This window comes from Methyloversatilis sp. (genome assembly GCF_030696805.1).
Classification (GTDB): Bacteria; Pseudomonadota; Gammaproteobacteria; order Burkholderiales; family Rhodocyclaceae; genus Methyloversatilis.
The window spans coordinates 1-17,309 of the sequence record NZ_JAUYRO010000081.1 but is presented as its reverse complement, the minus strand read 5'-3'; the positions used below and the strand labels follow the sequence as shown (position 1 = coordinate 17,309).

Here is a 17,309-nt window from a genome sequence, read left to right as displayed (position 1 = left end):
ACAGGACCGTGAAACGCAGCCGCGCCAATGATAGTGAGTACTACGCTCGCGAAAGTAGGTCAGTGCCAGGCTACCCTACGCATCAACACATAACGCCCGATCACAAAACAACGTGATCGGGCGTTCGTGTTTGAAGCATTGAACTCAGCCTCCGCCAAATCAACTTCTCGCTGTAAATCTTTAAACTAGACGCCCTCATGATTGCGTTCGGATGAATTTGAATCAAGCCGAGCAGGAAACGCCTCGCGCCTTCTCCGGTGTCGACCGGCTATACGGACCCGGGGCGCACAGCGCGCTCGAGCGCGCCGCCATACTCGTCGTTGGCATCGGCGGCGTCGGTTCATGGGCAGCCGAAGCGTTGGCACGAAACGGCGTCGGCCGTATCGCACTTGCAGATCTCGATCACGTTGCCGAATCGAACATCAACCGCCAGATACAGGCGCTCGTTCCTACCCTTGGAATGGCCAAGACTGAAGCAATGGCGCAACGCATCGCCGCCATAAATCCAGCTTGTGTTGTAACGTCAATCGAGGATTTTGTGTCGCCGGACAATGTCGCGGAGATACTTCGGGTGCCGTACGATGCAGTCATTGACTGCACCGATCAGGTGTCGGCCAAGGTTGCCATGGCGCTGCACTGCCTCGCGATGCGTATCCGGCTGTTCATGGCGGGTGCCGCGGGCGGTCGAATTGATCCGACGCGCATCCGGTGCGCCGATCTCGGGGCCGCACACGGCGATGCGTTACTGGCACGCGTACGCCAGCTGCTGCGCAAGAGCGGGCAGATAAACTTGCTCGACAAGGTGCCATTCGGCATCGACGTGGTGTTCTCGTCTGAGCCGATGCGCCGCCCGAACGCGCAAAACTGCAATACCGGGAGCGCGCCGCAAGGACTGAGCTGTGCCGGGTATGGCTCCAGCGTATGCGTGACCGGAGGGTTCGGCTTCGCGCTTGCCGCGGCAACGATCGAGCATCTTCTCGCTCACCGACCCGCCGCATGAAATGCTCGCTGTGTGCAGCAATGCAAGACTTCTACCCCGAAGCCCTGTACACTCCGTGTGTGCCTAACCAATAGGCACCTTCCGTCGTCACACTGACGACAGGAGGCACCCGCCTCCCTACTGGAAGTCACTCATTTGTCTGCCTGTATTGGTGTCACTCAGCTTGAGCGACGGGCCGTCGCTGGAGATCTGTTTGAACACTGAAGTCGATTTCGCCGGGCTGGGCCTGGCTGAACCGTTGTTGCGCGCCATTTCGGAAGAGGGCTACACGCAACCCACCCCCATTCAACAAAAGGCCATTCCGCTTGTCATGGCGGGGCGCGACCTTCTGGCCGCCGCGCAGACGGGTACCGGCAAGACTGCAGGGTTCACGCTGCCTATCCTGCACACGCTGATCAACCGCCCGGTGAAGATTCCGCCCGGCCGTCCGCGTGTCCTTGTGCTTACACCGACACGGGAACTGGCTGCGCAGGTCGAAGAATCGGTACGCACCTACGGCGTGCACGCCGGCATGCGCTCGATGGTCATCTTCGGTGGCGTTGGCATGAACCCGCAACTGCAGGGGCTGAAGCAGCGCGTCGACATTCTCGTCGCCACTCCTGGCCGTCTGCTTGATCACCTCGGTGAAAAGACGCTCGATCTGTCCGGTGTCGAAATCTTCGTACTCGATGAAGCCGATCGCATGCTGGACATGGGTTTCATCCGTGATATCCGGAAGGTCATCGCCGCATTGCCGAAGACCCGCCAGACATTGCTTTTCTCAGCCACCTTCTCGCCGGAAATCCGCGAGCTTGCGCATGGCTTGTTGAACAATGCCGCTGAGGTTGAAGTCGCGCCACGCAACACGACCGCCGAGCGCGTGGATCAGAGCGTCTACATGGTCGAGCAGAAGCAGAAGCGCCATCTGCTTGCGCATTTGATCAATGCGGGCGAATGGACACAGGTGCTGGTGTTTACGCGCACCAAGCATGGCGCCAACCGGCTGGCCGAACAGCTCGACAAGCAGGGCATCAGCGCGCTGGCCATCCACGGCAACAAGAGCCAGAACGCACGCACTCGCGCGCTGGCCGATTTCAAGAGCAATTCGCTGCGCGTGCTTGTCGCGACCGACATCGCCGCGCGCGGGCTGGACATTGACCAATTGCCGCACGTCGTAAATTTCGAACTGCCCAGCGTACCGGAGGATTATGTTCACCGCATCGGCCGTACCGGCCGTGCCGGCGCCAGCGGATCCGCCGTTTCTTTGGTGGATCGTGAAGAGGTCAAGCTGTTGAGCGCGATCGAAAAGGTTACCCGTCAGGCCATCCCCAAAGCGACCGCTGAAGGCTTCGTGCCCGGCGTCGTGGTCGAGGAGCCGGATCGCGGCCCTCGTCCGCCGGGCCGCGGTGCGCGCAACACCGACGCGCCGCGTCGCAAACCCGCCGCAGGCAATGCGCCGCGCGCCAGCGGTGATCGACCGGCACGTGCTGCACAGCCCAAGGCTGCAGGCGGCGCACCAGCACCGCGTGGAGCCGGTCGCGGCCCGGGCGGCGGCGCACCACGCAACGGCAATACCGCGGGTCGTACGTCCGGGTCGGGCAACAGCGGTGGCGGCAACCGCGCACCGGCGCGAACGCACGACGACGACGATGACAACCGCGGCAACCGCATCCAGCCAGCGGCGGCCGCGCCGCGCGAGGTGAATGGCAATGTGATGCCGCGTGCGGGCGATGCCCGTCGAGGCGATGCGCGCCGTCCGCAGGCGCCGGCGCTCTTTTCGCCGCGCAACCGCTCGGGTTCGCGCTGAAACTCGCGTTCGGGCGATGGTAATGCAGGGTCTGCGAGCCGACGGTAACCGGGCGCAACGGGATGCGTGAAAGCGCGCTGCGCGTCCTGAAGGACGTGTTCGGTCATCCTGGTTTCCGGGGTGCCCAGGGCGACATCGTCGAACATGTCGCCAGTGGCGGTGACGCGCTGGTGCTGATGCCCACCGGTGGCGGCAAGTCGCTGTGCTATCAGGTGCCGGCGATGCTCCGACCAGGAACGGCGGTGGTGGTGTCGCCGCTGATCGCGCTGATGCAGGATCAGGTGGCGGCGCTGACGCTGCTCGGCGTACGCGCCGCCTTCCTCAATTCCACGCTCGATCTCGATCAGGTACGCGACGTCGAGCGACGCCTGCTCGATGGGTCGCTCGACCTGCTGTACGTCGCACCCGAACGGCTGAACACGCCGCGCTGCCTCGATCTGCTGAGCCATATCCGACCGGCATTGTTCGCCATCGACGAAGCCCACTGCGTGGCTCAGTGGGGGCACGACTTTCGCCCCGAGTATCTGCAACTGTCGGTGCTGCACGAGCGCTTCCCCGACGTGCCGCGCATTGCGCTGACGGCAACCGCGGACCCGGCGACCCGCGCGGAAATCATCGAACGGCTTGCGTTGCAGGATTCGCGTGTCTTCGTGTCCAGCTTCGACCGTCCGAACATCCGCTACACCATCGTGGACAAGGACGACGCACGCAAGCAGCTGCTGCGCTTCATCCGCACCGAACATCCGGACGACGCCGGTATCGTTTACTGCCTGTCTCGCAAGAAGGTGGACGAAACCGCCGAGTGGCTGGTTGCGCAGGGGGTTAAGGCGCTGCCCTACCATGCCGGCATGGACACGCGGGCGCGTGCTGTCAATCAGGCACGCTTTCAGCGCGAGGACGGTATCGTGGTCGTCGCTACAATCGCCTTCGGCATGGGTATCGACAAGCCGGACGTGCGCTTCGTCGCCCATCTCGACCTGCCGCGTTCGATCGAAGGGTACTACCAGGAAACTGGTCGCGCCGGTCGCGACGGCACGGCGGCAGACGCCTGGATGGCTTACGGTCTGGCCGATGTCGTGCAGCAGCGTCGATTCATCGATCAGTCGGAAGGCAATGAAGCTTTCCGGCGTATTTCCAGCAGCAAGCTGGATGCATTGCTCGGCCTGTGCGAAACCGCGCACTGCCGGCGTGTGCATCTGCTGGCCTATTTCGGTGAGCAGGGCACTCCGTGCGGCAACTGCGACAACTGCCTGAACCCGCCGGAAACCTGGGACGCCACGGTGGCGTCGCAAAAGGCGCTGTCCACCATTTACCGCACCGGCAACCGTTTCGGCGCCACCCACCTGATCGATGTGCTGCGCGGCAAGGACACCGAGCGCATCCGCCAGTGGAGTCACGACAAGCTGACGGTGCACGGGATCGGCAAGGCGGAAGACGAAAACCTGTGGCGCAGCGTGTTCCGTCAGCTGGTGGCCCTCGGGTTTGCGCGCGTGGATCAGGAATCCTTTGGCGCCCTGGTGCTCACCGACGCCGCCCGCCCGGTGCTGCGCGGCGAACGGACGGTGATGATGCGGCGCATCGTCGAGCGCATGAAGGAATCCGGCGCACGGCGCAGTCGGGCGGCCGCTCCGATCTCTACGGAAGGCGTCGATGCCGACCTGCTCAGCGCCTTGAAAGCCTGGCGCCTCGACGAGGCGCGTACCCAGTCGGTCCCGGCCTACGTCGTCCTGCACGACAGCACGCTGATCGAACTGGCGCGCAACCGGCCGGCAGACTGCGACGAGCTCGCCGACATCGCTGGCTTCGGCAGCCGAAAGATCGAGCGATACGGCGAAACCTTGGTCAGATTGATCTCCGAGTTCGCCGGGTGATCGTTGCTCTCAAATTGCTGCACTGCATTAGTGCGATCGTGTCTGGCTGCGCCAAGCCGGTGCGAGTCAGGGATGGTCTTAGATTTTAGTTTTATTTAAAACAAATACTTAATCGATCTCGAATTGGTGGCCCCGATGTTGCATTCCCTTCGATGGATATCGTTATCAACGAAGGAGTGCATCATGCATTGCAACATTCGATCTCTTCTCCCTCGAATTGCCCTGTGTTCGACCCTGCTCGTTGTGCTGCCCGTCGAGGCACACGACGCGCATGCTGCGTGCGCCGACACAAACGGTACTGTGACAGGCTCTGCTTGCAACGAAGTCCGGGCGTCGTCGATGCAGAACGCCCGACAGAGCTACCCGCTTGCCGGCTTGCTCGATCAGTCTTCCGAATCCGGCCTTGGACTCGCCTTTGCGGCCGTCATGATCGGCGCGCTTGCACTGCGGGTCGGGCTGCGCTGACGCACAGGCGACTCAGGGCGCTTCAATCCAGAGGAAGCCGTCCCGGTTGGGCATGCGTAACGCAGCCAGCCGCGCGGCATCCAACATCGTGTCGGCGGTGATGAGGCCATTGGCGTGAAGCAGCCATGCACTCAGCGCATACACCTCGTCGGCACTCAACGTACCCGGTGCACCCATCGGCTTGGCGCGGCGGATGAAATCAAACAATGTGGTGGCATACGGCCAGTAGCTGCCAATCGTCTTGTCGGCTGCCGAATGGTCGAGCGGCCGGCTCGCACCCGTCAGTTCCTCTGCCGTGCCGCCGCGCCCGTCCTTGCCGTGGCAGCCGGCGCAATGTCGCGCAAACAGGCGCGCGCCTTCTGCAACGGATCCTTGCCCGGACGGCAGGCCGCGACCGTCCGGAAACACGTTGAGCATCTGTGCAGTGAGCGTGTCGGCAGCGACCGGCATGCCCAGCTTCGGCGCCTCGATGAGCGGGGGCAACGGCGTGGCACAGCCGGTCAGCAACGCGGTCAGCGCTGCGCTTTTAATAAGTATGCGAAACCAGTCCATCGTCCTCAATCGCCCAAGCCACGATCGCGTGGTAATGGAAATAGCCGGCCCGACCGCGTTCCGCGATCAGCGCAGCGCGCTCCGGCTGTACGTTGCCGGCTTCATCGGTCGCTCGGCTTTTCAGCACCGCCGGTTTGCCGTCCCAACGCCACGGCAGGCGAAAGCGCGTGAAGCAATGCGGCAGTGCCGGTGACTGCAGCGCCGCGTCGGTCCAGTGGCGACCGTTGTCGGCCGACACCTCGACCCGCGCGATGCGCCCGTGACCGCTCCAGGCCAGACCGCTGATCTGATACACGTCCGGCTGGCGCAATGTCTGGCCATGCGACGGCGAAGTGATCAAAGACTTGCAGCCCATCGTGAAGGTGAACTGGCGCGCCTTGCCCGAAGGCAGCAGTTCGGTGTATTTCGACGTTTCGTTGCGCGACATCACCGGTCGGTCGGCAACTTCAAGCCGCTGCAGCCACTTCACGTGCAGTACGCCTTCCCAGCCGGGCACGATGAGCCGCATCGGATAACCATTTTCCGGGCGCAGCCGTTCGCCGTTCTGGTACAGCCCGATCAGGCAGTCGTCGAGCATCTTGCCGAGCGGAATGCTCATGTTCATCGCCCCGGCATCCGCCCCTTCGGCGATCACCCACGAGGCTTCCGGATCCACCCCGGCCTCGTCGAGCAGGATGGACAGCGGCACACCGGTCCATTCGGCGCACGACACCAGGCCATGCACCGATCCGGCCGGGCGCTGTATCGGTTCGGTGTGCCAGCCTGCGTTGCTGTTGCCGCCGCATTCGATGAACAGCAACTGAGAGCGCATCGGATAGCGCAGCAGCGATTTCATATCGAAGCTCAGCGGTTGGCGCACCCGGCCATGCACGATCAGGCGGTGCCGGGCCGGATCGATCTGGGGCACGCCGTTGTGGTGGCGCTCGAAATGCAGGCCGTTCGGTGTGATCGTGCCTTCGAGGTCTTCCAGCGGTGTGAACGACACGCCGTTTCCGGCAACCGCGCGGTTGGCGCCGATCCGCCGTGCGGTGTAGCGCTCGTGCTGCGAAGGCTGTCCGTAGGCAGAAAAGGGCTGACCTGGCACATGTAGCCAGGGCAGATCACCGCCGGTCTGTGCCGCCCGTGGGCCGGTCACTGTCGTGGCACCTGCCAGAGCGGCGCCCCGCTTCAGAAAACGGCGCCGGTCAAGCGCGCCCCCGCCTGCATCAACGGGCGCTGTGTCGGGGCTGCTGTTCGTACGTCGTGTCATCGCGTCCGCTACAGAAACAGGGTCAGCACGCCAGTGTAGCCGTACAACTGATCGTGCGAAATTTCGCCGCCGGCGAAGAAACCGGCGACTGGCAGACCTGGAAACACGGCTTCCAGCATGTCTGGTTCGGCATTGTCGTTGCCGAACATGTGCTCGCCACGCGCCGCGCACGACACATACAACGCCGCTTTCGGCGGTGCATCGAGCGAGTCGCGCAGTTCGTGCAGCATGCGCATCATGTCGGCGCGTGCGCAGTCGCCGTCGCGCCGGTAGAAGCGGATGCGCTGCCCGACCTCGACGCCGTCGTTGATGGCGAACACGCCGCTCGCCGGGTCGAGCGCAATCACATTGCGTACCCGGAACTCCGCGTCGTTGCGCCCCGGAATTCCCAGTCCGGGAAGGATGTATCGCGCAGCACGGCGCAGGTCCTGACCGAGCGAGGTGCCGGCGGCTTCGAGAAAGGCATCGAGCGCCGGCCGACCGTCGATCTCGGTCACCACGTTCTGGTCGCAGGCGGTGACGATGCGCGCCTGGCCGACGGCGCAGCAGCCCTGGGTCAGCCGGGTCGTGATGCTCACCTGCTCGTTGAAGGCGACGCCGCTGATGCCGCCATACAGCGCGCCATTGGCGATCATCGGCGCCTGGCCGCGCGACAGCGCCAGACCGCCGGTAATGAAACCGCTCGACACCTTGGTTGCCATGTCGGTGATGAGGTCGCTCATGTCCGGCGTCGACGGGTCGGCGTGTACGACCGCAAAGTATGGCTGCTCGCGCCCCGCATCCGTGCCCAGCATGTTGGGCAGGCGATCGCGTCCGGAAAAGACCTGGAAGCTGCCCTCGGGCAGGCAGGCAACCAGCAGCGCCAGACCGGGATGGTTCTGTGCGGCGCTGCTTCGGCCGATCACGCCGAGCGAACAGGTGCCGACCCAGTTGGGGATGCCGGTCAGCAGCGTCAGCCGGTCGATCATGGCCTGGACGTCGCTGCCGTATTGGTCGGTGAAATAAACGAAACCGAGATTGGCGCCGCCGGGAATGTCCAGCGCGCCGAGGGCCCGGTCCATCGCAACCGGCCAGTCTTCGTGAAAGGCGGTGCTCGCTGCAAAGGTATTCACGGACTAGTTCCTGCGGCTGTTATCCATCGCTGGGTGGAGCGGGGCTGACGACCGGTGCCGCGGCAGGCGAGGTGGGCGCACTGTTCTGCATCACCGACCACGGCCACATGGCCGCATTGCCGAAGGCCTGCATCGGGTTTGCTGCAGCGGCAGCCGAAGGCGGTGCGGAGCCGCCGGCCTGTGCCGCCATCGCCTGCATCGTGGCCAGTGTGGCGCGCTGCACTTCCAGCCCCTGGATGCTGGTCTGCAGCATGCTCATGTTCATGCGCAGCCAGCCTTCCACTGCCTTGAGATCGGCTATCCGCTTGTCGAGTTCGCCGACGTCGAGCGTAGGCGTCACGAAACCGGGTACCGGAAAGGGCATCTGCCCCCATACCGAGCGGAGAAATTCCATCGGATCGTACTGGGAAGGATCGCCAGCCATGTCATCACCTCTGTCGCAGAATGTCGACAAAGCATAGCAGCGGCGCGCCGGGTGAGCGTGCTTCCCGTCCCCGGATGGTTCAGGCGCTACACGCAAAGCCGACGCACAAAAGAAAACGCGGCCTTTGCAGACCGCGTCAAGGGACACAACGTGCACAACGCCTTCATTCTGTTAAATGGGATGTTGGGCAGCAATCGTCCTTTTGGTCTAGAACTGCTGCTGTTCAGGCTTTCAATGCCTCCTTCAGTTTGAACTGGATCAGCGTGCGGAGCTTGGCCGGCATGACCGGCTTGAGCAGCAGGTGGTGGCCGAGATCGCGCGCTTCCTCCAGTCGTTCCGGCGTTGCACTGCCGGTCACAAGAATGGCCGGAATCTCGATGCCGAAGTGTCTGCGCACGGCGGTCACCACTTCCGGCCCGATTTCCCCGTCGCGCAGCTGATAGTCGGCGATGATCAGATCGGGCGGTGCGTCACGTGCGGTGACCTGCGCCATTGCCTCGGCCGCGGTGCCGGCAATCAACGCTTCCGCACCCCAGCTGCCGAGCAGCGCGCTCATGCCATCGACGATGCTCGCCTCGTCGTCGATAACCAGAATGCAGCGCCCGCCGAGATCAGCCTGGCTGCGTTCGACACGGGCCGCTGTGACACGCACGACTGGCGCACGGCCCATCGGAACATCAACCCGGAACACCGTTCCGCGACCAGGTCGTGATGACAGGCTGACCGGATGACCGAGCAGCGCTGCCAGTCGCTGCACGATGGACAAGCCGAGGCCGAGCCCCTTGCGACGGTCGCGCTCTGCATTCGCCAGCTGCACGAACTCTTCGAAGATGCGCGCCTGATCGTCCGGTGCAATGCCCATGCCGGTATCCCACACTTCGAATCGAAGTGTGCCCTTGCGCAGCCGGGTGCTGACCAGCACGCCACCAGTGCGCGTGTAGCGCATGGCATTGGAGATAAGGTTTCGCAGGATGCGTTCGAGCAGCACCGGGTCGCTGCGTACCCATGCGCTGCGTGACGGCATGCGGAACGACAGGCCGCGATCAAACGCTTCCGGCTCGAAGTCCATGCGCAGACGGTCAAACAGCGCGGTGACCGACACGTCGGTAATTTCCGGCTTCACCTTGCCGGAGTCGATCTTCGAAATGTCGAGCAACTCGTTGAACAGGCCTTCCAGCGCCTCGACCGAACTGCTGATGCTGGTCACCAGATTGGCGACGTCGGGCTCGCGTGCCTTGGCCGACAGGGCTGCCGCAAAAAGACCCATCGCATGCAGCGGCTGGCGCAGGTCATGGCTGGCCGCAGCGAAGAACTGGCTTTTCGCACGGCTGGCCTGATCGGCACGGTCGCGTGCCTGCGAAAGTTCGACGTTCTGTGCCTCCAGCCGCTTGCTCAGCACCTCATTGGCATAGCGGCTGCGCAGCGCGCGTTCGATCAGTGCATTGAAATTGCGGCCCACTTTCCACAACGCGACCATCAGGACGGTCACGATGAATGCGATCAGCAGGTCGTAACGACCGCCTTCCCAGATATAGCGGGCAATCACCGGCAGCAGCGTCGTGAACAGGAAGGCGTAGTAGCTCGGCAGATGCATCGAGGTGATGGCGACGGCCACGCCGCACACCGACACCAGCAGCGACATGAGCACGATCTGCTGTTGTGGCGCATCCGGACTGAAGAACAGCCACAGCGTGGAACTCCACAGCACACCCGAAACCACTGCGCCGACCATCCAGTAGTTGCCCCAGCGCGGGGCCTCGTCAGCGTTCGGGGCGGCGCGGTTATACATCCGCAGCAGCACGAGACGCGAAATCTGGTTGGCCACCGACGCGGCAAACCAGAGCGCGACCGTCATCAGCGGGAAGGCGGTGTACATGGTGACCGCCACCAGCGCCGAGCCGAGCATCTGGCCGCCGAAGGCAGTGCGCAGGTTCGCATACAGCATGTCGATCTGGGTGGCGCGCACCTGTTTGTCGAGCAGTGACTGTTCATGCGCATCGAGCAGGGCCGCCGCATCGCCGCGTTCGCGGGTCAGCGATTCGATCGTCGTCTTTTCGGGCACTGGAGTGCCCGGCTGCACCGTCATTGCGTGCCGCCCGACGGTCCGAGCTTGAGGCCAATGCGGCTCGCCGCGACAACTGCCTGGGTACGATTGGTGGCGCCCAGCGCCTTCAGGATTGCAGTAATGTGTACCTTTACCGTGCCCTCGGCCAGATTCAGTTCGCGGCAGATTTCCTTGTTCGGCATACCCTGAACCATCAGCGTCAGCACCTCGGACTGACGTTCGGTCAAGCCGATGTCCGATGCGGTCTGCGGCTTGCGCGGGGCGTCATCGCGGCGCGGTGCGCCGAGACCGTATTCGCCAGCGATCGCCTGGCGCGGTACATACACACCACCCGACAGCACCAGGCGCAGTGCGCCCAGCAGCACTTCATTGCTGCTCGACTTCGGGATGAAACCCATGGCGCCTTCGTCGAGTGACGAGATGACGGTGTCCGTGTCGTCGAAGCCGGACAGCACAACGATGGGCAGTGCAGGCTGCGCCGAGCGGAACGTGCGCAACGCACTCATGCCGCTGCAGCCCGGTAGCGTCAGATCGAGCAGCGCAAGGTCTAGATCCGGATGCTGATCGGCCAGCGCCAGTCCGCTCTCCAGATCCGATGCGTCATACAGCCGGATGTCGGCGGCGAGGCCGGGCAACACGTGGCGCAGTGCCTCGCGGATCAACGGATGGTCATCAACGATCAGTATCTTCATGGTGCTTGCGCAGGGATGTCGGCTGCCAGCTTACCTTTTCACAGGCAGTCATGATGGCGGAAACGACACGATGCCGCGATGAAATATATAACTTTAGACGTAGTCTTTATGGATGAACCAGGCAGGGTTTGTGCGCGATTAGAATCGACACGCTGCACATCCGTAATGCTTCGTGGGCTCGCATCATGTGAGCCAGCGCGGTCACACTGCGGTCAGCCGGGTAAAGGAGGTTCGTTTGAGTTGCATACTGGTCATTGACGATCACGCGCTGGTGCGCGAGGGGCTGGCGCAGACGCTTTCCCGGCTTGGTGGCGCCCTCAGTGTCATCGAGGCAACGGGCGCGGCTCATGCGCTCACGCTGATCGACGAACGCGACGACATCGATCTGGTGATCACCGACCTGATCATGCCGGGCATGAATGGCTTTTCCCTGCTCGCGACGCTGCGCGAGCGCGATCCTTCGCTACCGGTGCTGGTGGTGTCGGCACTGTGCGATAGACCGACTGTTTCCCGCGCGATGCGTCAGGGAGCATCGGGTTTCGTGTCGAAAGGCGATTCGGGCGCGCAACTGGTTGCGGCAGTGCGCGAAGTGCTCGATGGCAATCTCTACACGCCGCCCGCGCGGACGAAGGTCGTCGATGCGCCAGCGACCAACGGCCTGACGCGTGCGCAGCAGCGAGTGCTGCTACTGTTGGCCGAGGGATGCAGCAATCGTGAAATCGCCGAATCGCTTGGTTTGGCCGAAGGCACGGTCAAGGTGCACGTCAGCCGCATCCTGAGTGCTTACAAAGTCGGGTCGCGTTCCCAGCTTCTGATTGCACTGGCACGCGAGCAAACCCGAAGGCGCTCGCACTGACCGGCGGCCGGCATCACCCGATCGGTCAGTGAGCGCCGATCGCGGCGTCCACTTCGCGTCGCGACTGCACCTGGGGGTGCTCTTCCATCGTGTCTTCGGCGTCGATATCCACCTCTTCGTGCTCGATGCGCAGGATGTCGAGTACCGGTGCGGCAACCCGTCGGCAGGCATTGGCCAGCGGTGACGGAAGGGTGTCCGGAATACGCTTCTGCAGCAATTGCTTCGACGACGAAATCGCGAACACCGGCTCAAGAATGCGGTTGCGGTAGGCGCCCAGCTGGGCTTCGACCGTGCGATCGGCTGCTTCGCGCGCCCAGCTGTTGGTCGGCCACTGCATCGGCAGCGCCAGCGCGCGCGGGAAGGCTTCCAGGTCCTGCTGCACCGTGCGCATGTCCTCGTGCGAATCGCGGAACGGCAACAGAACGAGATGGGCCAGGCTGTACAGATGGCGATCCATGTCACTGCGGTTGGCACCGCCATCGATGACGCCGATCCACTTGTTCAGGCCGCGGATCTTCTCAACCACCTTGGCCAGCGCATCGCGTGACCGCGCATCGGCGGTCAGGTAGCGGCGGCCTTCCGGATCCAGCGGTTCGCGCCCGATGTCGGTCAACACACACACCGAACGCTGGTTAAGCAGCCCCAGGCCCTGACAGAGCATGTGCGACAGCGTGGTCTTGCCGGTGCCGCCCTTGTTGCCGATGACACAGATGATTTCAGCCATATTGATGGTCCCCGTCGCATCCAGTGCAATTCGATGAGTGATTGTTACGCGACAAGCCCGCCCGCATCGCCCGGAACTGCGGCCGGAACCGGCGCCAATTCCGCATTCGCGCCGCTTGCGGCTGGTTCGTTCTTGCTGCGTCGGCAAGCAAAGCTATACACATACAGCTCGCGTGCACCGGGCTCGCCCTCGACCACGCGGTCCGCGCTCAGCCCCGGTATTTCGAAGCTGTTGGCGATCAGCAGCGCACCGGGGCGCATTTCCAGCGCTGCCTTGCGCCCCAGCTTCGGCATCGGCACCGGTGACAGGAAGGCATACACCACGTCGAAGTGACCAAGGTGGGCCGACCACAGATCATCGCGGCGTATCGTCACGTTCGGCAGGTGGCGGTTGCGCAGGTGAGCGATCAGCCAGGGCAGCGGTGCGTTCTCGATGCCGGTGAAGCGGCAGTCCGGGCGCGACATGGCCAGCCGGCGCAACAGACTGCCGGTACCGCAGCCCAGATCGACCAGATGGACCGGCCTGTCCTGCGGCAGCGTCAGGAGCAGCGCGCGTGCGGTCGCCTGATTGGTCAGAAACAGCGGTACGCGCGTCCGGAAGGTCGACCAGAAGATGGCCGACAGTGCGAGGAAGGCGAACAGATACCACGCGGGCGCAATGCCGAGCGCGCGCGCTCCGACCACCAGCGGTGAAAAAAGCAGGTGGATGATGACCCACCACCGCGGCGCGCCCATGGCCAGCGCAAGCGCGGCGGCGATGCCGCCCTGCATGATGACGACCGCCGTCAGGCCGGCGGGCGGCGACACCGTGTACAGCAAGGCAAACACGGCAACGGCCCACGCAATGAACTGCACGGTGAGGGCGCGGAACAGGTGCATGGCGGATGGCCCACGGAACGCAATGCGACAACGGTACTCCGTGTGATGCCGGTCACAGACCCCGAAAAGCGAGTCCAATTTGCCGCATTCCCGGGTTTCTCCCGAGGGCCCCGCGTCGGCAGTCGGCCAGCGCACCCGGCAAGATATTCAGCTGTCGGTTGCGCGCTGCAACGCTGCCAGCCACACCAGTGCATGGGCGGCTCCGTCGCCGCACATGTCGGCCGAAGGTTGCAGGCCGCCGCAGCAGGCCGGGCGCTCGGGCAAGCCGAAAATGCGGCAGCGCTCGTGTTCGTCAAGCTGGATGCAGCGCACACCGGCTGGCTTGCCGTGCGGCATGCCCGGAATCGGACTGGAAATGGAGGGCGCGATGCAGCAGGCGCCGCAGCCGTCGCGGCACTTCATGGCAACGGGCGCGGCGTGCGTCGGTCGGCGTCGTGCTGCGCAAGCAGCTTGCGCACCGGCGCCGGCAGCGCCGCCTCCGTGGCGTCGTCCAGCGGCTGCCAGTGCAGCGGGGCTTCACCTGCCAGCAAAGGCGCTGCGCTGCCTACAACGGTTATATGCAGCGGCACCAGATGCAATTCGAAATGGGTGAAGCCGTGAATGACCGGTGCCATCACCTCGACCACGTGGTCCGGCAGACCGTGGTTCGCCAGCCAACGGCTGGCTTCAGTCTCTGCGTCGGTCAGGTTTTGCGCTGCCAGTTCCGGCAGGCTCAGCAGGCCGCCCCAGATGCCCTGGCCCGGGCGGCGTTCCAGCAGCACGCGGCCCGCGCATTCGATCAACAGCGCAAAACGCAGCCGCTGCGGTCGTACCTTCGCCGGCCGCGGCGCCGGGAATTCGCGCTGGCGGCCGTCCCGACGAGCCACGCAGCGCTCGCGCAGCGGGCAGTCGCTGCAGCGTGGGCGGCCGCGCGTGCACACGGTGGCGCCCAGATCCATCAAGGCTTGCGTGTAGGCCACACCGTCGCTCGCCGGCATCAGTTCGCGCGCCTGCGCCCACATCTGCTGTTCGACCGCGCGCGTGCCCGGAAAGCCTTCGATGCCGAACACGCGGGCGAACACCCGCTTCACGTTGCCGTCGAGTATCGGTTCGTGCGCGCCGAAGCAGAAGGTGGCGATGGCGGCCGCGGTCGAGCGGCCGACGCCGGGCAGGCTGGCGATGTCATCGATCGCCGCCGGGAAGCGCCCCTCGAAGCGCTGGATGATCTCGCGCGCAGCGCGGTGCAGGTTACGCGCGCGCGCGTAGTAGCCCAAGCCGCTCCATGATTCCATGACGCTGCCTTCTTCAGCGGCCGCGAGGGCTGCCAGCGTCGGGAAGCGAGCCATGAAGCGGGCGTAATAGCCGATCACAGTCTGCACCTGGGTTTGCTGCAGCATGATTTCCGACACCCATACCCCGTACGCATCGCCGTGCTGCCAGGGCAGGTCGTGGCGGCCGTGCAGACGCTGCCAGCGCACCAGCGTCGGAGCGAAAGTGTCGGCCTGCGTGTGGGGGGATTCGTCGGTTTGTGTCGCCATGTCGTGTCGCGAGGCGTGATTCGGCAGCGGATTGTAGGCGTCCGGCGCTGGCCGGCTGCGCAAAAGCAGCGATAATCCGTGCTCACAAATGTTAGTCCGTCTGATGACCTACCCGTCCGTCCGACCCGCGCGCACCGCCGCGCAGGCAGTGCCATGCCCGATCAGCCGCCCGGACGCGACCGCGCCGTCCTCCGCACCGCGATGAACAACCCCACGCGCGACAGCCGCGCCTTCCGCGACGCGCTGGGGCTGTTCGCCACCGGCATCACCATCGTCACCACCCGTGCGCCCAACGGCGATCCGGTCGGTCTGACGGTGAACTCCTTCAATTCCGTGTCGCTGGAACCCCCGCTGGTGCTATGGAGCCTGATGTGTGGCTCGCCAAGTGAAGAGGCCTTCCGCGCCTGCTCGCATTACGCCATCCATGTGCTGGGTGCGCAGCAGCAGGCGCTGTCGAGCCGTTTCGCCGGCAGTCGAGAACAGCGCTTCGCCGGGCTTGCCACGGGTCAGGGACTCGGGAGCGCCCCGTTGCTGGAAGGGTGTCTCGCGCGTTTCGAATGCCGCAACGACATCCAGTACGCCGGTGGCGACCACCTCATTTTCGTCGGCCGGGTGGAACGCTTCGAGCGCAGTGCCGGTGATCCGCTGCTGTATTTCGGCGGTGGCTATCGCGGTATCGACAAGCCGGAAGACAAGCCCTGATCACCATGCGTAGCCCAGCCCGAGCAGCAAGGTCGAATCGACGGCCTTGCGGCCGGGGGCCGGCGTGCGCTCCCAATCGGCATTGAGTTGGGCCGACGCGGTCATGCCGGCCGCAATCGGCAGACGCACGCCGGTTTTCGAGCGGATGGTCAGCTGCTGGGTATCGGCGACGCTCCAGAAGCCGTCCTGGTCGTGGAACAGTTCGGCGCGCCGGTCGAATACCCAGTGTGCTGCGCGCACGCCCCAGCCCAGCGCCGGATAGTCGTCGTCCTGGCTGACGATGCGGTCCACATTGACGTAATCGAGACCGGTGCGCAGCGAAAGCCTTGTCTGCTCGTCCTCGAAGATCTGCCAGCCGTAGCCGCCACCGACCGTGGTGCGCAGCTGGATGTCCTTGATCTTGTCCTGCTCGAACGAGGTTCGCGCGTAGATGAACTGACGTTCATTGACGAAGTGGTCATAGTTGCCGTTGAGCAGCCACTGCTGCGCCGTCTTTACACCCCGGTCCTTGCGCCGGTCCACCTTCATGCCCAGTCCCCAGGCGTAGCCCTTGGCGCGCGCGTCCAGCGCGCCATCACCGTAGATGCGGTCGTTCTCGGCATTGCCACGCACCAGTGCGGCCGACAGATTGACCCGGCCGCTGTAGCTCACGCCATTGCCGGATTGTTCCGGTGTTGGATTGATGAAGGCGATGTCCTCCCGCTTCACATTGCCTTCGGTACCCGGATTCGACAGCGCCACCTTGTCGGTGCCGCTGGCAGCAAGTTGTGCACTGTTCAGCAGGTCGCCGCCTGCAGTCATCACGGTGACGGGTTCCGAGGTGCGCAGGCTTTTCACGAGGTCCCAGCGCAGGCGCAACTCGCCGGCGTAGTCGGTGCGCACGACCAGTTCGTTGCCCGCCTTGGACACGATGCGACCGGTGATGCGATCACCGTTGGTCAATTCGATTTCGTCGGCGTGGCCGGCCGAACTCAGCATCAATGCAGGAAAAAAAAGGGCAAGCAATGGCGGCAGGCGTCGCAGGCGCATGGAAATCTCCCGGATTGTGTGACGTGCGGACCGACTGTTCGTCGGCCTGGAGATCGGGTCATGGACCCGGCGTGCAGGCCCGGCGCTGAGGACACCCGGGTCTGCTGAAATGCGGAGAAAAAACGGCTTCCAGTCTAGTGGTGCAGCGTTTGGCTGGCTGTAGGAAAAGAGGAAGCGCAGGATCGCGACGACCGCGGGTGGCGGCTTAGCGGACAGAGGGGAAGGTGGTGGGGGGCGTCGAAAGCGCCTGGAGCGGGTGATGGGAATCGAACCCACGTATGCAGCTTGGGAAGCTGCCGTTCTGCCATTGAACTACACCCGCGGCACGCAGAATTGTACGCCGGAACGGCAGCGCATCCAGCGACCGCGGTGCGCTGCCGTGGTCGC

At 64.2% G+C, this 17,309-nt stretch carries 17 protein-coding genes and 1 tRNA gene; 6 read left to right on the top strand and 12 right to left on the bottom strand.

What is annotated here, in order from left to right:
• Positions 1-211 precede the first annotated feature (211 nt).
• The 4 genes from Q8R75_RS13040 to Q8R75_RS13025 all read left to right on the top strand — a co-directional run bounded on the left by Q8R75_RS13040 (position 212) and on the right by Q8R75_RS13025 (position 5,122).
• Complete coding sequence (locus Q8R75_RS13040; RefSeq protein WP_305614646.1) at positions 212-1,000, top strand: tRNA threonylcarbamoyladenosine dehydratase; 789 nt, start codon at positions 212-214, stop codon at positions 998-1,000.
• Between the two features lie 193 nt (positions 1,001-1,193).
• Positions 1,194-2,786, top strand: coding sequence for a DEAD/DEAH box helicase (locus tag Q8R75_RS13035; RefSeq protein ID WP_305614647.1), 1,593 nt, complete (start codon positions 1,194-1,196; stop codon positions 2,784-2,786).
• Positions 2,787-2,848: 62 nt separating this feature from the next.
• Positions 2,849-4,657, top strand: coding sequence for a DNA helicase RecQ (gene recQ / locus Q8R75_RS13030; protein ID WP_305614648.1), 1,809 nt, complete (start codon positions 2,849-2,851; stop codon positions 4,655-4,657).
• 183 nt (positions 4,658-4,840) lie between these two features.
• Positions 4,841-5,122: a hypothetical protein gene (locus tag Q8R75_RS13025; RefSeq protein WP_305614649.1), complete on the top strand. Its 282-nt coding sequence runs from the start codon at positions 4,841-4,843 to the stop codon at positions 5,120-5,122.
• Positions 5,123-5,134: 12 nt separating this feature from the next.
• Here the strand turns inward: Q8R75_RS13025 and Q8R75_RS13020 are convergent, their stop codons facing one another.
• The 6 genes from Q8R75_RS13020 to Q8R75_RS12995 form a co-directional block, all read right to left on the bottom strand.
• Positions 5,135-5,674: a cytochrome c gene (locus Q8R75_RS13020; protein WP_305614650.1), complete on the bottom strand. Its 540-nt coding sequence runs from the start codon at positions 5,672-5,674 to the stop codon at positions 5,135-5,137.
• Complete coding sequence (gene soxC, locus Q8R75_RS13015; protein ID WP_305614651.1) at positions 5,649-6,809, bottom strand: sulfite dehydrogenase; 1,161 nt, start codon at positions 6,807-6,809, stop codon at positions 5,649-5,651. Before soxC ends, Q8R75_RS13020 begins: the two co-directional genes overlap by 26 nt.
• 122 nt (positions 6,810-6,931) lie before the next feature.
• Positions 6,932-8,035 carry an FIST N-terminal domain-containing protein gene (locus Q8R75_RS13010; protein ID WP_305614652.1) on the bottom strand — a complete coding sequence of 368 codons (1,104 nt, stop codon included), beginning with the start codon at positions 8,033-8,035 and terminating at the stop codon, positions 6,932-6,934.
• 19 nt (positions 8,036-8,054) lie between these two features.
• Entirely contained in the window at positions 8,055-8,459 is a 405-nt protein-coding gene (locus Q8R75_RS13005) for a PhaM family polyhydroxyalkanoate granule multifunctional regulatory protein (protein WP_305614653.1), read from the bottom strand.
• Between the two features lie 223 nt (positions 8,460-8,682).
• Positions 8,683-10,545 carry a hybrid sensor histidine kinase/response regulator gene (locus tag Q8R75_RS13000; RefSeq protein WP_305614654.1) on the bottom strand — a complete coding sequence of 621 codons (1,863 nt, stop codon included), beginning with the start codon at positions 10,543-10,545 and terminating at the stop codon, positions 8,683-8,685.
• Positions 10,542-11,216 (bottom strand): response regulator transcription factor, encoded by a 675-nt coding sequence (locus Q8R75_RS12995; protein ID WP_305614655.1) that lies wholly within the window; start codon positions 11,214-11,216, stop codon positions 10,542-10,544. Before Q8R75_RS12995 ends, Q8R75_RS13000 begins: the two co-directional genes overlap by 4 nt.
• A gap of 235 nt (positions 11,217-11,451) precedes the next feature.
• On the opposite strand from Q8R75_RS12995, the gene Q8R75_RS12990 reads away from it, so the two are divergent.
• Positions 11,452-12,072: a response regulator transcription factor gene (locus tag Q8R75_RS12990; protein ID WP_305614656.1), complete on the top strand. Its 621-nt coding sequence runs from the start codon at positions 11,452-11,454 to the stop codon at positions 12,070-12,072.
• Positions 12,073-12,097: 25 nt separating this feature from the next.
• On the opposite strand, the gene Q8R75_RS12985 is transcribed toward Q8R75_RS12990, so the two are convergent.
• The 4 genes from Q8R75_RS12985 to mutY all read right to left on the bottom strand — a co-directional run bounded on the left by Q8R75_RS12985 (position 12,098) and on the right by mutY (position 15,191).
• On the bottom strand, positions 12,098-12,796 hold the full coding sequence (locus tag Q8R75_RS12985) for a hypothetical protein (protein ID WP_305626052.1): 699 nt from the start codon (positions 12,794-12,796) through the stop codon (positions 12,098-12,100).
• Positions 12,797-12,840: 44 nt separating this feature from the next.
• On the bottom strand, positions 12,841-13,674 hold the full coding sequence (locus Q8R75_RS12980) for a class I SAM-dependent methyltransferase (protein ID WP_305614609.1): 834 nt from the start codon (positions 13,672-13,674) through the stop codon (positions 12,841-12,843).
• Between the two features lie 147 nt (positions 13,675-13,821).
• A complete protein-coding gene (locus Q8R75_RS12975; protein WP_305614610.1) occupies positions 13,822-14,076 on the bottom strand; it encodes a YkgJ family cysteine cluster protein in 255 nt (84 codons plus the stop codon).
• Positions 14,073-15,191, bottom strand: a complete 1,119-nt coding sequence (gene mutY, locus Q8R75_RS12970; RefSeq protein ID WP_305614611.1) for an A/G-specific adenine glycosylase — start codon at positions 15,189-15,191, stop codon at positions 14,073-14,075. The genes Q8R75_RS12975 and mutY overlap by 4 nt, the downstream gene beginning before the upstream one ends.
• A 153-nt stretch (positions 15,192-15,344) precedes the next feature.
• On the opposite strand from mutY, the gene Q8R75_RS12965 reads away from it, so the two are divergent.
• Positions 15,345-15,893: a flavin reductase family protein gene (locus tag Q8R75_RS12965; protein ID WP_305626051.1), complete on the top strand. Its 549-nt coding sequence runs from the start codon at positions 15,345-15,347 to the stop codon at positions 15,891-15,893.
• On the opposite strand, the gene Q8R75_RS12960 is transcribed toward Q8R75_RS12965, so the two are convergent.
• Together Q8R75_RS12960 and Q8R75_RS12955 are read right to left on the bottom strand one after the other, a co-directional pair.
• Positions 15,894-16,922, bottom strand: a complete 1,029-nt coding sequence (locus Q8R75_RS12960) for a DUF481 domain-containing protein (RefSeq protein ID WP_305614613.1) — start codon at positions 16,920-16,922, stop codon at positions 15,894-15,896. It abuts the gene before it with no gap.
• A gap of 248 nt (positions 16,923-17,170) precedes the next feature.
• Positions 17,171-17,244, bottom strand: a tRNA-Gly gene (locus tag Q8R75_RS12955).
• Positions 17,245-17,309 lie beyond the last annotated feature (65 nt).

Coding starts and splice junctions, on each gene's coding strand:
- Q8R75_RS12965 (WP_305626051.1), top strand. CDS start 15,345: ATGCCCGATCAGCCGCCCGGACGCGACCGCGCCGTCCTCCGCACCGCG.
- Q8R75_RS13005 (WP_305614653.1), bottom strand. CDS start 8,459: ATGGCTGGCGATCCTTCCCAGTACGATCCGATGGAATTTCTCCGCTCG.
- Q8R75_RS12985 (WP_305626052.1), bottom strand. CDS start 12,796: ATGGCTGAAATCATCTGTGTCATCGGCAACAAGGGCGGCACCGGCAAG.
- mutY (WP_305614611.1), bottom strand. CDS start 15,191: ATGGCGACACAAACCGACGAATCCCCCCACACGCAGGCCGACACTTTC.
- Q8R75_RS13020 (WP_305614650.1), bottom strand. CDS start 5,674: ATGGACTGGTTTCGCATACTTATTAAAAGCGCAGCGCTGACCGCGTTG.
- Q8R75_RS13040 (WP_305614646.1), top strand. CDS start 212: ATGAATTTGAATCAAGCCGAGCAGGAAACGCCTCGCGCCTTCTCCGGT.
- Q8R75_RS13000 (WP_305614654.1), bottom strand. CDS start 10,545: ATGACGGTGCAGCCGGGCACTCCAGTGCCCGAAAAGACGACGATCGAA.
- Q8R75_RS12980 (WP_305614609.1), bottom strand. CDS start 13,674: ATGCACCTGTTCCGCGCCCTCACCGTGCAGTTCATTGCGTGGGCCGTT.
- Q8R75_RS12995 (WP_305614655.1), bottom strand. CDS start 11,216: ATGAAGATACTGATCGTTGATGACCATCCGTTGATCCGCGAGGCACTG.
- Q8R75_RS13025 (WP_305614649.1), top strand. CDS start 4,841: ATGCATTGCAACATTCGATCTCTTCTCCCTCGAATTGCCCTGTGTTCG.
- recQ (WP_305614648.1), top strand. CDS start 2,849: ATGCGTGAAAGCGCGCTGCGCGTCCTGAAGGACGTGTTCGGTCATCCT.
- Q8R75_RS12975 (WP_305614610.1), bottom strand. CDS start 14,076: ATGAAGTGCCGCGACGGCTGCGGCGCCTGCTGCATCGCGCCCTCCATT.
- Q8R75_RS12960 (WP_305614613.1), bottom strand. CDS start 16,922: ATGCGCCTGCGACGCCTGCCGCCATTGCTTGCCCTTTTTTTTCCTGCA.